The following is a 14,882-nucleotide window of genomic DNA, read 5'->3' as shown; positions in this document are numbered from 1 at the left end:
CGACAGACCCGACAGCGTCACCGCGAAGTCATCCCCCGGATTCCCCGGCGTGCCGTTGTCATCGACCAACGCCACGTTCAGCAACGGCGCATTCCCCGGGTTGGTGACCACGTAGCAGTACCGGACCGACTGCCCCGCCACCACCGTCAAGGTCACCCCATCCACACCCGGACACGACTGACCCTCACGCACCACCGTCTTCACGATCGTGAGGCCCGGGGTCACGACGACCGGAGTTGTGTCGGTCGAGGAGTTGTCAGCGGGGTTGGTGTCAGGCCCGGCTGAGTCGTCGTAGCCGATCACCGCGGTGTTGCTGATCTGCGTCGTGCCGAACGGGAGGGGATCATTCACCGTCACGGTGAACGTCGTCGTGAGCCCCGACGCTCCGGCCGCGACGGTACCGACCGACCGGGTACAGGTGGTTCCGGCTGGGAACGAGCCACTCTCGAGGCCGTTGCAGACCCAACCGTCGTTCTTGCCGTCAGCCGGACCGGTACCGAGATCCACCGTGGCGTTCGCCGGGACGGTCTCGGTGATCGCCGTGTTGGGTGCGGCGACGTTCCCCTTGTTCCCGTACGTGAGGGTGTAGGTCACGGTGCCACCCGGGGTCGTGGACACACCACCGTCGCTCTTGACGACACCGAGGTCGACGGACTCCTTCCGGTTCTTGAACGTGCAGCTGATGATGTCGGTCGGGCCCAAGTCGAAGCGAACACCGTTGGTCACCGCGGTCAGCCTCGGATTGCGCCCGTTGCTGTTCGTACACACCACCTCATCGGCGAGGAACTGGTAACCGGACTTGGCACTCAAGTTCTCCGTCAGCGTCACCTGCTCGGTCGTGAAGACGCTGAGATCGAAGTTCGTCTGGCCGTTCGCGTCGGTCGTCTTGGTCTGGTTCAGGATCTCGGGGTTGGTGGGGTCGAGGGTGAACTCCCAGCCCGGAGCAGGGGTGAACACGCCGTTCCCGGGATCGGCGAGTTTCTGCACCGTCACGCTTCCCCCGCACAGAGCGGTGGCGAGCTTGCGCAGCGTGGAATTGAGGTTGTCGAAGTTGGTCAGCGCGTAGCCAGCGGTAGTGATGTTCCCGCCAGTGAAGGCGGTGTCGTTCGTGATCAGCGCCAGCGTCGTCGCATCGATCCCAGCACCGATGCCCACCGCGAAGATCCTCGTCCCGAGGCCCTTCACCAAGTTTGCGGTCCGGATCCCCCCGTCGACGTCGTCGTTGTTGGTCGTACCACCCGTGCTGGAGTCATCGATGTGCACGGTCGGCTTGCCGTCAGTCAGGACGAACAGCAGGTCGGGAGCCCGGTTGCCCGCCATCGTGCTCGCGGTGTGCACGGCGTCGAATCCCGCCTCCCAGTTCGTCGCCACGTTCGACACGATCGGGATCGAGTCGATGGTCGCCTTCAGCGCGGAAACGCCTGCCGGACCGGTGGGGCCACCCACCTCGGTGAGCTGCCGAGCCGGGTGCTGCGCGGTACCGGTCGCACTCGAGTCGTTCCCGAAGCTCCACACCCCGACCGCGGAGGGCGTTCCTGCGAGGCTGTCGACCAGTGCCTTCGCCGATTCGCGCATCTCGGTGGCTTTACCGGCGTCGGCGATAGACCCCGAGCGATCGATCAGGATGCCGATGTCGAGCCCGCATGACTCCCCGATACTGGGATTCGGTTGCGGCAGGCTCCACACAGGCTTCGCGCTCGGTGGCCACGTCCCGCTGTACACGTCGTCCTCGCCCGGGGCCCCAACGGTGTGGGCAGACACGAGAGACCCTGCCGGGAGGAATGCCAGCACCGAGAGCACCGCCCCCACGATGCTCAGCGCCGCACCTGTCCGGTGAATCCGCTGCGCACGCGGGGTGATCGTCGCTCGTCCCATGACCGTTCCCTCCAGTCGCCTTCGGTCAGGGGCCGGTTTCGCTCTGGCTCCCCGCAGGTGCAGCGACCACTCTCAGGCCTGCGGATCGACGCCTCCCCCACTCGTTGTGTCCCGAGCTGGGTCGTTGGTAACACGCTGCGCGTTCGTCTTGCAATGTCAGCAGGAGATTCGTGCCACCAGTCAGCCCTTTGAGCGAACGGAGATCTACGCACAGTGAACCCGCCGTTACGGAACGTCCGTCACGACGGTGGAGTCCGCCCGCGACACGGGCCGCGCCCGACGCGGCGCGGCCCGTGGTGAGGTGGTGGTCTGGAATCAGTTCGGTGGCGGCTCCGGAGCGCAACCGTTGCTGTTCCACAGGACGTCCGGTTGATTCTTCGCACCGTGGCTCTTGTCCACCTGGTCATCGAAATGGCCGTCCTTGAACGACCGGTTCGCCACCGTGATCACCACGTATGGGTTGGTTTCGCTCGCGGTGCCGTGGCAGATCGTGATCCGCTCCGGCGGTGTCGCTCCTGCGACTCCACCACCGGCGATCGAGACCAGTGCGAGGATTGCTGCCGCGCCGACCCCGTGTCGCTTGCCCATGTTCGCTCCCTTCATCGGGGATCCTGTCAGCAGCACCGTACGACGGGTGTCAACACGCGCCGCAGTCAGCTCCTCGGCACCGCCTCCCGGCTCGCGCGACGACACCGCCGTCGACGCGCCGTTCAGCGGTTCTTCCTCGCTCGGCTCGGCGCGACACGTGGGGGCTCGTCCGGCATCTTCGGGTAGACGGGAGGCCAGGGTGCGTCCATCAGCCCGGATGCGAGGTCCCGCTGATACATCTCCAGCAGCGGCTCGATCGACTGCGGAACGCTCGCCAGATCCTCCCAGGGGTCTCCGAGCTGAGCCACCCGTTCGGGAACGGTAGCGATGGTGAGCGCATCCGGATCCACCGCCACGATCTCCTGCCATCGCAACGGCGTCGATACCTGGGCTCCTCGACGAGCGCGCACCGACCACGCGCCGAAGACCGTCTTGTGTGGAGCGTTCTGGTTGAAGTCGACGAACACCCGCCGGCCGCGCTCCTCCTTCCACCATGCGGCGGTCATCGTGCCGGGATGGCGCCGTTCCAGCTCGCGCGCCATGGCCACGGCCGCGGCCCGCACCTCGTACGGCGTCCACCGGGGTTGCAGCCGCACGTAGACGTGCAGACCCTTCGACCCGGTGGTCTTCGGGTATCCCTTGATGCCCAACTCATCGAGCAGAGCCCTGACGTACAGAGCCGCCTGCCGGACTTCGTCGAATCCGACCCCCGGGGAAGGGTCCAGGTCGACTCGGAGCTCATCCGCATGTTCAGGGTCGGACGCGAGCGAAGGCCACACGTGGAAGCCCAGGCAGCCCAGGTTGACCGCCCACAGGACGTGAGCGAGGTCGGCGGCCACCAGCGCTCTTGACCTGGTGCCGTTCGGCGTGGACACGATCGTCGTCCGCAACCAGTCCGGGCGGTTCGCGGGCACTCGCTTCTGGAAGAAGTGCGAGCCCCTGACGCCGTCGGGAAAGCGCTGCAGGAGCACCGGGCGCCCTTGCATCGCCCGCATCAGCGGCTCTTCGACCTGCTGGTAGTAGCGGACCAGGTCGAGCTTGGTCTCACCGCGGGCAGGGAAGAAGACCTTGCCGGGGTTGGTGATCTCGACCTCCCGACCCGCGGCGGACACGATCACCGAGTCGCTCGGCCTCTTCACCACGCACCCAGACGCTACCGGCGACCGCCTCGACGGGGCTCACGCCGCGATCTCGTACCCGGCACTGCGGACTGCGGCGCGCACTTCGTCGGCATCGATCGCATCATCCGCGAAGATGGTCATCCTGCCCGTTGCCAGGTCGACGTCGACCTCGGCAACCCCGCCGACCCGAGATACCTCCTCGCGAACCGCGGCAACGCAGTGATCACAAGTCATGCCCTCAACCCGAAACGTCTGGGAAACGGTCATCGGTCGCGGATCCTCCTCGTCTGTGTCATCGGCAAGCTTGATTTACGACTACTACGCCCCTTCCATCTCCTGACCCGGCTGGGCGGTGTCCGAGGAGCGGCTGATGAGCACGTCGACACACGACGCCCGTTCCGGAGCGCACGGCGCCAGGCCTGATCCCGGCGACTGCCACCCATCGACCCACCCGGAGCACGACACTCACGCCGGCCACGGCCCTGAGGCCTTCGAGCGCGCGTTCTGGATCAGCCTCGCGCTCACCATCCCCGTCGTGCTGTGGGCAGACATGGTGCAGGAATGGTTCGGCTACACGGCGCCCACCTTCCCTGGTTCCGGCCTGATCCCACCGGTGCTCGGCACCGTGATCTTCCTCTATGGCGGCAAGCCGTTCCTCGTCGGTGCCTACCGAGAGCTCCGACGGCGTCAGCCCGGCATGATGATGCTGATCTCGATGGCCATCACCGTGGCGTTCGGGGCGTCGGTCGCCTCGACGTTCGGCTGGTTCGACCTCGAGTTCTGGTGGGAGCTGGCTGCGCTCATCACCGTCATGCTCCTCGGCCACTGGCAGGAGATGAACGCCATCGGCCAGGCACGTGGCGCACTGCACGCACTGGCCGAGCTCCTGCCCGACGATGCCGAACGGGTGACCGCAGATGGCCGCTCGGAACGAGTGAGCACAGGCGACCTGCGCGTGGGCGACGTCGTGCTCGTCCGCCCCGGTGGGCGGGTGCCCGCCGATGGTGAGGTCCTCGAAGGGACCGCGGAGCTCGACGAATCCATGATCACCGGGGAGTCCAAGCCGGTGACGCGATCACGTGGCGATGCCGTGATCGCTGGCACCATCTCCACCGACTCGAGCATCCGGGTGCGAGTCACAGCTGTCGGCGACGATACCGCCCTGGCCGGTATCCAACGCCTCGTCCTCCAGGCCCAGCACAGCAAGTCACGCGCCCAGACCCTCGCCGATCGGTTCGCAGCAGGGCTCTTCTACATCGCCACTGTCGCTGGTCTTGCGACCTTCGTCACCTGGTCGACTCTCGGTGACCCCGACAGCGCCGTGCTGCACACCGTCACCGTGCTCGTGATCGCCTGCCCACACGCTCTCGGGCTGGCCTCCCTCTCGTGATCAGCCTGTCGACCGCCCTCGCAGCCCGCCACGGCATCCTCGTGAAGGATCGCCTCGCGCTCGAGCGGATGCGCACCGTCGATCTGGTGCTGTTCGACAAGACCGGGACGCTGACCGCTGGCCGGCATGTGGTGACGGGCATCGCCGCCGCACCGGACCACACGGAACGAGAGGTGCTCGCCCTCGCCGCTGCGGTGGAGCATGACTCCGAACATCCCTTGGCACGAGCCATCGTCGCGGCGGCGCGAGCCCAGGGCGAACCACCGCCGGCGACGGACTTCCGGGCCACCACCGGCCGCGGTGTGCAGGCCCGAGTCGACGGGGTGGAGATGGCCGTGGGCGGCCCGGCGCTGCTCGGTGCACATGGCCTCGCCGAACCGAGCTGGCTGCGCCCCACCGCCAAGGGTTGGCGCGGACGGGGCGCATCGGTGCTGTACGTCCTTTCCGGCAACGACGTCATCGGAGCGCTCTCGCTGGAAGACCAGATCCGGTCCGAGGCCCCACAGGTGGTCAGCGAGCTTCACCGGCTCGACATACACGTGGCCATGATCACCGGCGATGCCCGCGACGTCGCCCACGCCGTCGCCAGGGAGATCGGCATCGACGAGGTCTTCGCGGAGGTGCTTCCCGAGGACAAGGACTCGAAGGTCGCCGAGCTCCAGCGGCGCGGCTGTCAGGTGGCGATGGTCGGCGACGGCGTCAACGATGCCCCCGCCCTTGCCCGCGCCGACGTCGGCATCGCCATGGGCGCGGGCACCGACGTGGCGATCGAGTCCGCAGGAGTGGTGCTCGCCTCGAGCGACCCGCGGGCTGTGCTCAGCGTGATCCGCCTCTCGCGAGCCTCATACCGCAAGATGGTCGAGAACCTCGCCTGGGCGGCGGGGTACAACGTCGTCGCCATCCCACTGGCCGCCGGCGCGTTCGCCTGGGCCGGGCTGACACTCGCTCCCGCCGCCGGTGCCGTCCTGATGAGCGCCTCGACCATCGTGGTCGCACTCAACGCTCAGCTCCTGCGTCGCGTCGATCTGGTGCCGGTCGAGGTCCCGATGCTGACCAACCAAGGAGGTGGCAGATGATGTACTGGAATGGCGATTGGAGTTGGGGGGCGTGGGTCGCGATGAGCCTGATGATGATCGTCTTCTGGGGCCTCGTGGTCGTTGCGATCGTCGCCGTGGCCCGGACGGTCACGGGGCGAACCGGGCCCACACCGGAGGAGATCCTCGATGAGCGTCTCGCCCGGGGTGAGCTGTCGGTCGACGAGTACGAGGAACGCCGACGCGCGATGCGCGATCAGCGCTGATCGCGCATCGCTCACGGTTCGGTGAGTGGATGCCGCCGACGCTGCTCGGTGCGGTCAGCCCCTCGTGACCTCGATCTTCTTGGGCGGGGGCGGCTCCTGCGTCGGGACGCGGATCTCAAGGATTCCGTCCTTGTAGCTCGCCTTCACATCGGATTCGGTCGCGCCCTCGGGGAGGGGCAGGGTGCGCGAAAACGAACCACAACGCAGCTCATGGCGCAGGTAGCCCTTCTCTTCCACCCGCTCCTCCTCGCGGCGCTCCGCATCGATGTGGAGCATGCTGTCCGAGACCGTCAGTTCCACGTCCCGATCAGGGTCGATGCCCGGCAGCTCGGCACGGATCACCAGATCCCCGTTGTCGCGGAACTCGTCCACCCTGATCATCCGCTCGGCGGGGAACTCGGGACCCGGCAGCATCGGCCACCGCATGGACATCGCTCTCGTCCAGTCTTCGAACATCCGATCCAGCCGGCTCAGCACGTCGACCGGCTTTGGTTCACGCTTGACCAGCTCACCCATCGATGGTCACCTCCATCAGACGCAGTCAGGTGGGCGACGTGTCCCTACCCGCTCTCAGCCGAAGCAGGACCGGATGAAAGCCCCGAGGCCCTCCCGGTCGACGTTGACCCGGAGCTCCCCGCGCTCGTCGCGGGTCACCTCCAGCGACGGGCAGAAGAAGGCCCCGCCGGAGGTGAAGAAGTGCGGTGACCCCACCACACCCCGTTCCCTGCCTTCGGCGAAATCCGAGTGCACGGACTCGCGGTCCCGCTCATCGACACGGATCCCGTGCCGGCGCGCAACCTCATCGAGGACGGATGGGGTCGAGATGTCCACGCCTTGTTCGAACAGGATGTCGCGCAGCTCCAGGCTCACCGCCTCACCCGTCGCAGCACTCTGGCGGTAGGCGGCAGCCACGACGGCCAGGGCCGGCAGGGAGGTGGAGGGGAACTGCTCCGGGACGAAGCGACGGAACAGGTCCGGTGCCACCGTCCGGCGAAGGACCTCCACCTCCTCGGCGACGAACGACGCGACGAGCGGCTCGCCGTTGACGATCTCGAGGGGCCACGCACGCACGACCAGGCCGACATCGTGCCGGCCGAGCTGGTCCCGGATCTCGACGAACCGTCGCAGCCCCACGTGGGTGAAGGGACAGCACACATCGGCAAACACCTCGACCGTCGAGGCCGCCTCGCTCACAGCGCCCTCCGGATCCGCACCAGGCAGTCCAGCGCGGGCCGGCCGGCACCCTCGACCGGTCGCTCCACGGTCTCGGCCCGCTCCACGATCAGCTCCCTCCCACTGCCGACGGTGTCCGCGACCACATCGGCCGGGGTGTAGAGCACCGCCGGGTCCTGCGGTCCACCCACTCCCTCGTCGAGGTTCCGGGTGTCGTGCGCGACCACCAGCAGGGTGCCGCCCGCACGCACGGCCTCGACGGCGATCCGGAGCGCCCGGCGCCGTTCGGCCTCGGGGAGCTGCAAGTAGAGCACCGCCACCAGGTCGAAGGTGTCCGTTGGTTCCCAGGTCAACACGTCGGCCTGCTCCCAGCGGACGGTCACCCCCCGGTGCGCGGCCAGGCGGCGGCCCTTGTCGAGAGCCACCCGGGAGAAGTCGACCGCTGTCACCTTCCAGCCGCGCTCGGCCAACCACACGGCATTGCGCCCCTCGCCGCAGGCCAGATCGAGCGCGTCTCCCGGCGGCAGACCTTCGCACTCGGCGACCAACCACCGGTTCGGCTCGACCGTCCAGATGTAGTCGGTCGCCGCGTAGCGAGCGTCCCAAGCAGCCCGATCCATGCACCTGTTGTAGACGGTCACACCGGTCGCGAACCAAGATCGACGGATCGAGACCGTGTCACGCGGTGATCAGGAGAGCGACGCCGAAGACCGCGAAGAGCACCGCCGCGCCGACGCGAGTCACCCGCTCGGGGAGGCGCTGGCCTGCATAGCGGCCCACCACCACGCCGAGGGAACCAGCCCCCACGACACCTGCGGTCGCACCCACCCAGACCGCGACCGGCTGGCCCTTGGCTGCCAGCGTCGCCGTGGCCAGCATCGTCTTGTCACCGAGCTCGGCGACGATGATCGCCACCGCGGTCGTAGCCACCACGGTGATCGTGCCAGCGCCCTCGCCCAAGGCGTCCTTCTCCTCGCCCTCGCTGCCCGAGCGCAGGGTCCAGACCGCAAAAGCTAGGAACAGCACGCCCCCAGCGAGGTTCACAGCTCGGGTGGGTAGTGCCGCTCCGAGCAGCGCGCCGATGGTGACCGAGAGGGCGTTGACCACGCCGAAGCCGAGCACCAGGCCCGTCAGAACCGGGCCCAGCCGGTGTCGAGCTCCGAGCCCTAGAGCCACGAGCTGGGTCTTGTCCCCCAGCTCGGCCACAAAGACCAGGCCCAACGTCGCGAGAAACTGAGTCACTCCGGTCTCTTACCATCTCCCCCGCACCGATCTGTTCACGAAACCGCGGAGTTGCTCCGCGGATCCGTGAACAGATCAGGAGAGGTCAGGCGCGGGCTAGGCGGACGGTGTCACCGGGCCTGTCGGGCCTGAGATCGGGCCGGTGCCGCGAGCGTTGGTAGCGCTGATGCGGAACGTGTAGGTGATGCCGTTCGTGAGACCCGTGATCGTCCGCGTCGTCGTCGAAGCGTCGAACGACACCGGGGTCTGGGCCACGTTGCCGATGTAGGGCGTAACCGTATAGCCGGTGATCGGCGAACCGTTGTCGGCCGGTACCGACCAGGTCAGCGTCGCCGCACCATCGCCGGCCACCCGCTTGACGAAGGTCGGGGCAGCCGGAGCGCCGGCGATCACGGTCGGGGACGCCGCAGAGAGCGGGCCCGTGCCGTTCGCGTTCACCGCTGCCACCCGGAACCGGTAGGTGAAGCCGTTGGTGAGCCCGGTGATCGTTCGCGTCGTCGTCGAAGCGTCGAACGACACCGGGGTCTGGGCCACGTTGCCGATGTAGGGCGTAACCGTATAGCCGGTGATCGGTGAACCGTTGTCGGCCGGGACGGTCCACGAGATCGTCACCGCGCCGTCACCCGGCACTCGAGCGCCGCTGAAGGCCGGTGCCCCGGGGAGACCGACGGTGATCGGCTGCCCCGGCGCCGAGGCCGGACCCGTGCCCCGGGCGTTGATCGCCGCCACCCGGAACGTGTAGGCGGTGCCGTTCGTGAGACCCGTCACCGTCTGGGTGGTCGAGGGGTTGTTGAACACCTGTGGGGTCTGGGCGACGCCACCGATGTAGGGCGTGATCACGTAACCGGTGATCGGCGAGCCGTTGTCGGCTGGCGCCACACCGCTGATCGTGACCTGGCCGTCGCCCGACTCGCGCTGGGCCCACACGCCCGGCCGGCCAGGCGCGCCGGCCACCACCGGCGTGCTCATCACGGAGTTCGGTCCCGTGCCGGCATCGCTGATCGCGGCGACCTGGAACTTGTAGAGCTGGCCGTTGGTGAGCCCGGTGATGGTCTGGGTGGTGGCGGTGGAGTTGAAGGTCACCGGCGTCTGCGGGGTGCCGTCGGTGAGGCAGTTGGGCGCCACCGGGCACACCCACGGGGTGACCCGGTAACCGGTGACCGGCGACGACCCTGAGTCGGCAGGAGCCGACCAGCTCAGGGTCACCGAGCCATCACCCGGTAGGGCCAGCGGGGTCCCCTGCGGCGCTGACGGTGGCGTCGCAGGGGCCACGATCTCGATGTTGGCGAGCGGTCCCGCGCCGGCGTTGCCTGCGCCATCGCCCGTGCTGGTGCGCGTACCGCCGGAGTTGGTCGTGTCATCGCGTGGGCTGCAGGTGACGTTGGTGGTGACGGCACCGATGACGCTGCTCCGCGCCCGTGACACGAACGTCTTGTAGTAGGTGAGGTCCACGGCCGCGGTGCTCGGGTTCACGAACCGCACCTTCGGCTGGATCATGGAGCCGATCGGGCCGGTGGCCTGGAGGGTCACGTCGATGGCCGGGAGCTGGTAGGGGTAGTCCGCGGTCAGGTCAGCGTCCGTCGCATTCCCGTACCACAGTCCCGTGCCGGTTCCCTGATCCGGCGAAGCACCGCCCCAGAGTCGGATGATGCCAGCCGGGACGTTTGCATCCGTGGCGTTCGTGTCCACCCTCGGGGTACCGGAGACCAGACCGAAGCCCGTTCCCGCGACCACCGAAGCGCTCACGTAGGTGGCGTTGTCGGGGATCTTGTAGTCGATGCGGACCTTGTTGATGTAGCGGTTGGTGACCGTGCCGACCGGGGTCGGCGCGTTCTTGGTGAGCACCGCCTGCGCCGGCTGCAACCGAATGGTGAAGGTGCTTCCCTGCGGCACGGTGGCCGGCGCATCGACGCTGATCGAGGTGCTCACGACCTGCCCCGCGGTCTGCCCCAGGTTCGTCCCGAAGCAGGCGTCGTTGTAGGTGGTCGTGGTGACGACCGCTCCCGCAGGACCCGACTCGAGCATCACGCCTGCCATCACCGCCATCGTCGAGGCGGTCGCCACGGCGATCGCACGCGCCCGCCACCCGAGTGATCTCCTCATCGAATCCCCCGCTGTCGATCTCCCGTTGACCGGCGTGCACGCCACCGGCGCGAGTGCCACGAAACGTGTCACCGCCGTCACCCGCAGAGGCTAGAACCTGTTCTAGTCGGCTGCAAGGGACGCCAGTGCCAGTCAGTGCTGGATCACGCCTGTGCTCCCGAGCGTCGGTTGCGGGCGCGGGGCGAGCGCGTCCGTCACCGACTCGTCGAGCGCGTGATCCACCATGGGCCGGAGCGCGGCCTCACCCTCGCTCGGCTGCGATCGCTCGAGGTGGCTCAGCACCTCTGCCTCCTCTGCTGACGCATCAGGTCCGGAGTGGAGCACCAGGGTGCCCGCGGCCCCGCAGACCGGGCAGATCAACGGCACGACCGTGACCATGTCCGCCACGTCGGAAGCGCCCTCGAGGCGGAACACCAAGTCCGCCACCGCCCGCACCGCCGCGAATTCCACCCGGCAGGTGAAACAGAGGATCATTCCGCCGTACCGAGGCTGGAACTGGCTTCGGTACCCCGAGGCGTCCAGGTTCTCCAACACGACGACGAGGGGGGTGTCCGCGGGGTCATCTCGCATGGTCATCCTGGTCTTGGCGTCGGCCGGTGATCGCACGGATCGATCCCTACCCGCAGCCCGGGCCCCACCAGAACGGACGATCGAGCTGGCGTTCCTCAGGTGATCTCGAGCTCATGGCGCAGCTGGAGGAGGATGCGCCGCAACACCCGTGACAGGTACGACTGGCTCACACCCAGCTCGCGAGCGATCTCCTCCTGCGAGCAGTTGTCGAAGAAGCGTCGCTGGATGATGAACCGATCACGTTCGTCGAGGGTGTCGAGGAGGTCCGAGACCAGCAAGCGGTGATCGACCACCCCGAAGCCCGACTCGACCTGTCCCAGCCGATCCACTCTCGTGGACTCGTCGTCGCCGGCCGGTTGATCGAGGCTGCTCGCACGGCGGGCACCCGAGACCTCGAGCGCTTCCAGGACGTGGTCCACCTCCGCGTCAAGCTCCCTGGCCAGCTCTGGCACGGTCGGTGAGCGGCCGAGCCTCTGGGTCAACTCCTCGTCCGCCCGGCGGACCTTGAGGTGGAGCTCCTGGGCCCGCCGGGGCGGGCGGACGCTCCAGGTCCGATCGCGCAGGTACCGCTTCAGCTCGCCGTCGATGGTGCGGTTCGCGAAGGTCGAGAACGACACTCCCAGATCCGGGTCGAAACGCTCGACCGCCCGGAGGATGGCGAGCAAGGCCACCTGACGCAGATCGTCCTCGGGCTGGCCGCGCTGCGCGTACCTCCGCACGTGGTAGTCGGCCAGAGCTCGATTGGCCTCGACCAGCTCGTTCCGTAGGTTGCGATCGCCGGTGGCCCGATAGCGCCTGAACGACTCGACATCGGCGCTCCTCACCCCAGGGGTCGTGCCGACGCCGGTCGGACGCGCCTGGTCATCGACGTCAGGCACCCGGCGCCTCTGGCAGCTTCACCAGGCGGAAGCTCCGCCGGTCGCCGTCGCTGGCCAGGTGGTGCTCGGTGGTGGTCACCGCGAGGAGGTCCGCGGCGACGGGGTGGAGCCGGAGATCCGAACCATCGGACGGGCAGCTTCCTTCGATCTCCACGCCGCCGTCGGCACGGAAGCGGTAGACGAGCTCGAGGTCGCCGTCCGGCGCGCCCTCGAGCAGCACCGCGCACGCCTCGTCGACCGCCAATCGCAGGTCCTCGAGGTGTTCCAGATCGAAGCCCGCATCGGTGGCAACCCCGGAAGCAGCGAGTCGAGCCAACCGGAGGAATCGAGGATTGGCCGGGACGGTGAGTCTGACCTCCCCGCTGCGGACGGCGTCCGCCGCTCCCATCATCCTTCCTCGAGGTGGAGCTGGTCGACCAGCCCCGTCACTTCGAGCAGCCGCATCGTGGTCTGGCTCGGGTTGCGCAGGCGCAGCTCCCCATCGCGCTCGCTCAGCTCGCGATGAGCGGTGAGCATCGCCCGTAACCCGGACGAGTCGATGAAGCTCACACCGGTCAGATCGAGTACCACCGTGCGATCTCCTGCTTCGATGCGCTCGTTCACGGCGCTGGTCAAGATCGGCGCGGTGTGAGGGTCGAGATCGCCGTGGAGGCGGAACACGGCCTCGTTGTCGACGGTGGTCTCCTCGATCTGCAGGGGTGGCTCGGCCATGGCCGTCACGATACCGAGCCCCCCTGCCGGGAGGCGGGTCGACCGCCGGGAGGCGGCGTTCAAGCGGAAGCGAGAGGTGGTCGATGAACAAAGGGACAGAAGCCCACGCTGAGCTACCCCCATGCGAGACGACATGTCCACAGCGCCGACCCCCCACCGTCGCCGGCGAGGAGCAGCCGCCGTCACCGCCGTGATCGCCATCCTGCTCGCCGGCCTCGCCACCGTCAGCCCGGCCCGAGCACTCCCCCAGTCCAGCGAGGAGTTGCAGTTCCACATGCTGCTCAACCAGCTCCGGACGGGATTCGGATTGGCCCCACTCTCCTGGGACGACGGGCTGGCCGCCACGGCCAGGAACTGGTCCTCCGTGATGCTCCAGAGCGACACCTTGATGCACGACCCGAACCTCGGGGCCTCGCTCGACTGGGCCGTGCCGGGCTGGACGCGGGGAGGAGAGAACGTCGGCGTGGGTTGGGACGTGACGGGCATCCACAACGCGTTCGTCAACAGCGGTCCCCACTTCGCCAACATGGTCGGTGACTTCAACCGGGTGGGCATCGGCGTGCAACGCAACGGCCCCAAGATCTTCGTCACCGTCCGCTTCGCGAAGGCCCCGGCGGACGCGCCGGGCTCGACCCCCACCGGTTCCTTCGACGGCGTGAGCCAGACGGGTGAGGGCACGGCCACGGCCTCAGGATGGGCGCTGGATCCCGACACCACCGGCACGATCGACGTCCACGTGTACGTGAACGGCGGGTGGGGCGGAGCTACCCAGGCCAGCGGCAACCGGCCCGACGTCGGACAGGTGTTCCCCCAGTACGGGCCCAACCGGGGTTGGAGCATCACCCTCGGCGGGCTCGGGCCCGGCACGCACCAGGTGTGCGCGTACGCCATCAATGCGCCTGGGAGCAGAGGGTGGAACCCCTTGCTCGGGTGCCGCAGCGTGACCATCCGCCGCCTCGGCAGCCCGTTCGGCTCGATCGACGGGCTGGCCCAGCGCGGGCCGGGCGAGCTGGTCGTGCAGGGGTGGGCGCTCGACCCCGACACCACCGGCGCGATCGAGGTCGAGGTCTGGGTCGACGGGGTGAAGAAGGCGTCGGGCGTCGCGGATCTCTCCCGGCCTGACGTGCAGCGGGCGTTCGGGATGGGCGACCGCCACGGCTACCGCCTCGTCGCCACCGGGGTCTCAGGAGGATGGCACCTGGTCTGCGTCCGGGGGATCAACGCCACCGGCACCCCCGGGGTCAGCCAGAACATCGGCTGTACCCCCGTGACCATGCCCGGCACGCCGTTCGGGTCGCTCGACTCGGCCTCCAGCCCGAGGGCGGGGGTGGTACGGGTCGCTGGTTGGGCCATCGATCCCGAAGTCGCTTCGGCGATCGAAATCCACGTCTACGTCGACGGCCGGTGGGGCACCCGGGCCACGGCCAACACGAGCCGCCCCGACGTGGGGCGGGTGTACCCCGCCTGGGGCTCCCTGCACGGCTACGTCATCGAACTCGCGACGACGAAGGGCCCCCACCAGGTGTGCGCGTACGCCATCAACGCCCCCGGCACCGTCGGCACCAACCCACTGCTCGGCTGCCGTCCGGTCACCGTCGGCTGAGCCGCACCCGCGGCGACTCGGGCCGCACGACCACTCCTGCCCCACGATGCCGACCGCTCTCGTTCTGGCAGGTCGAACGCGTGCTGAAGCACGCGTTCGACCTGCCAGAACGAAAGATCACACCGGTTGCGGTTACCGAGCGAAACAACCGAGTGGCCCTTGACACACCCTCCGCGCGCGTCAATCATGGGGCCGGTCGCACGGTCCTCCTGAGGGCCGCGGCTCACCAGCAGCGGGGGTTCAGCCACTTGCTGATGGTGAACCTACGGGGACGTACCGCCCGATCCGGGCACGATCGCCGGTTGACGGTCCCATCCTCACAGTGCCC

The 14,882-nt window shown here is 68.3% G+C and carries 15 protein-coding genes and 1 pseudogene; 3 read left to right on the top strand and 13 right to left on the bottom strand.

Translation table 11 applies throughout. From position 1 onward, the window contains the following. From HZF19_RS13975 to HZF19_RS13960, 4 genes are all read right to left on the bottom strand, one after another. Nucleotides 1–1,875, bottom strand: a 1,875-nt coding sequence (locus tag HZF19_RS13975) for a VWA domain-containing protein (RefSeq protein ID WP_208029408.1), incomplete at its 3' end; no start/stop codon positions are given. A gap of 315 nt (nucleotides 1,876–2,190) precedes the next feature. Then, nucleotides 2,191–2,463, bottom strand: a complete 273-nt coding sequence (locus HZF19_RS13970; protein WP_208029407.1) for a hypothetical protein — start codon at nucleotides 2,461–2,463, stop codon at nucleotides 2,191–2,193. A gap of 122 nt (nucleotides 2,464–2,585) precedes the next feature. Then, nucleotides 2,586–3,605 (bottom strand): non-homologous end-joining DNA ligase, encoded by a 1,020-nt coding sequence (gene ligD, locus HZF19_RS13965; protein ID WP_307781231.1) that lies wholly within the window; start codon nucleotides 3,603–3,605, stop codon nucleotides 2,586–2,588. A 36-nt stretch (nucleotides 3,606–3,641) separates the two neighbouring features. Then, on the bottom strand, nucleotides 3,642–3,851 hold the full coding sequence (locus tag HZF19_RS13960; RefSeq protein ID WP_208029406.1) for a heavy-metal-associated domain-containing protein: 210 nt from the start codon (nucleotides 3,849–3,851) through the stop codon (nucleotides 3,642–3,644). A 103-nt stretch (nucleotides 3,852–3,954) separates the two neighbouring features. On the opposite strand from HZF19_RS13960, the pseudogene HZF19_RS17505 reads away from it, so the two are divergent. Then, a pseudogene (locus HZF19_RS17505) lies at nucleotides 3,955–6,050 on the top strand (heavy metal translocating P-type ATPase). After that, a complete protein-coding gene (locus tag HZF19_RS13950) occupies nucleotides 6,047–6,274 on the top strand; it encodes an SHOCT domain-containing protein (RefSeq protein WP_208029405.1) in 228 nt (75 codons plus the stop codon). The pseudogene HZF19_RS17505 and the gene HZF19_RS13950 overlap by 4 nt, the downstream one beginning before the upstream one ends. Before the next feature lie 54 nt (nucleotides 6,275–6,328). Here HZF19_RS13950 and HZF19_RS13945 read toward each other — a convergent pair whose 3' ends face one another. The 9 genes from HZF19_RS13945 to HZF19_RS13905 form a co-directional block, all read right to left on the bottom strand. Continuing rightward, entirely contained in the window at nucleotides 6,329–6,790 is a 462-nt protein-coding gene (locus HZF19_RS13945; RefSeq protein ID WP_208029404.1) for an Hsp20/alpha crystallin family protein, read from the bottom strand. A 54-nt stretch (nucleotides 6,791–6,844) separates the two neighbouring features. Further along, entirely contained in the window at nucleotides 6,845–7,468 is a 624-nt protein-coding gene (locus HZF19_RS13940) for a DsbA family oxidoreductase (protein ID WP_208029403.1), read from the bottom strand. Then, nucleotides 7,465–8,067 (bottom strand): SAM-dependent methyltransferase, encoded by a 603-nt coding sequence (locus HZF19_RS13935; protein WP_208029402.1) that lies wholly within the window; start codon nucleotides 8,065–8,067, stop codon nucleotides 7,465–7,467. Before HZF19_RS13935 ends, HZF19_RS13940 begins: the two co-directional genes overlap by 4 nt. Nucleotides 8,068–8,125: 58 nt before the next feature. Beyond that, the gene (locus tag HZF19_RS13930; RefSeq protein WP_208029401.1) at nucleotides 8,126–8,689 is read right to left on the bottom strand and encodes a TMEM165/GDT1 family protein; all 564 of its coding nucleotides are present in this window, start codon (nucleotides 8,687–8,689) and stop codon (nucleotides 8,126–8,128) included. Nucleotides 8,690–8,785: 96 nt separating this feature from the next. Further along, nucleotides 8,786–10,726 (bottom strand): fibronectin type III domain-containing protein, encoded by a 1,941-nt coding sequence (locus tag HZF19_RS13925; RefSeq protein WP_208029400.1) that lies wholly within the window; start codon nucleotides 10,724–10,726, stop codon nucleotides 8,786–8,788. A gap of 198 nt (nucleotides 10,727–10,924) precedes the next feature. Further along, the gene (locus HZF19_RS13920; protein ID WP_208029399.1) at nucleotides 10,925–11,398 is read right to left on the bottom strand and encodes a hypothetical protein; all 474 of its coding nucleotides are present in this window, start codon (nucleotides 11,396–11,398) and stop codon (nucleotides 10,925–10,927) included. Between the two features lie 59 nt (nucleotides 11,399–11,457). Further along, complete coding sequence (locus tag HZF19_RS13915; RefSeq protein ID WP_208029398.1) at nucleotides 11,458–12,240, bottom strand: sigma-70 family RNA polymerase sigma factor; 783 nt, start codon at nucleotides 12,238–12,240, stop codon at nucleotides 11,458–11,460. Beyond that, nucleotides 12,233–12,628, bottom strand: coding sequence for an ATP-binding protein (locus HZF19_RS13910; protein WP_208029397.1), 396 nt, complete (start codon nucleotides 12,626–12,628; stop codon nucleotides 12,233–12,235). Before HZF19_RS13910 ends, HZF19_RS13915 begins: the two co-directional genes overlap by 8 nt. Then, nucleotides 12,628–12,951, bottom strand: a complete 324-nt coding sequence (locus tag HZF19_RS13905; protein WP_208029396.1) for an STAS domain-containing protein — start codon at nucleotides 12,949–12,951, stop codon at nucleotides 12,628–12,630. The genes HZF19_RS13910 and HZF19_RS13905 overlap by 1 nt, the downstream gene beginning before the upstream one ends. Before the next feature lie 133 nt (nucleotides 12,952–13,084). Here HZF19_RS13905 and HZF19_RS13900 point away from each other — a divergent pair, with 133 nt between their 5' ends. Beyond that, a complete protein-coding gene (locus HZF19_RS13900; RefSeq protein WP_208029395.1) occupies nucleotides 13,085–14,554 on the top strand; it encodes a CAP domain-containing protein in 1,470 nt (489 codons plus the stop codon). Nucleotides 14,555–14,882: the final 328 nt, after the last annotated feature.

Origin of the sequence: Rhabdothermincola sediminis (assembly GCF_014805525.1) — a bacterium.
Taxonomy (GTDB): domain Bacteria; phylum Actinomycetota; class Acidimicrobiia; order Acidimicrobiales; family Acidimicrobilacustridaceae; genus Rhabdothermincola; species Rhabdothermincola sediminis.
Note: the sequence above shows the minus strand (reverse complement) of the source record. Positions and strands in the feature narration are given on the sequence as shown.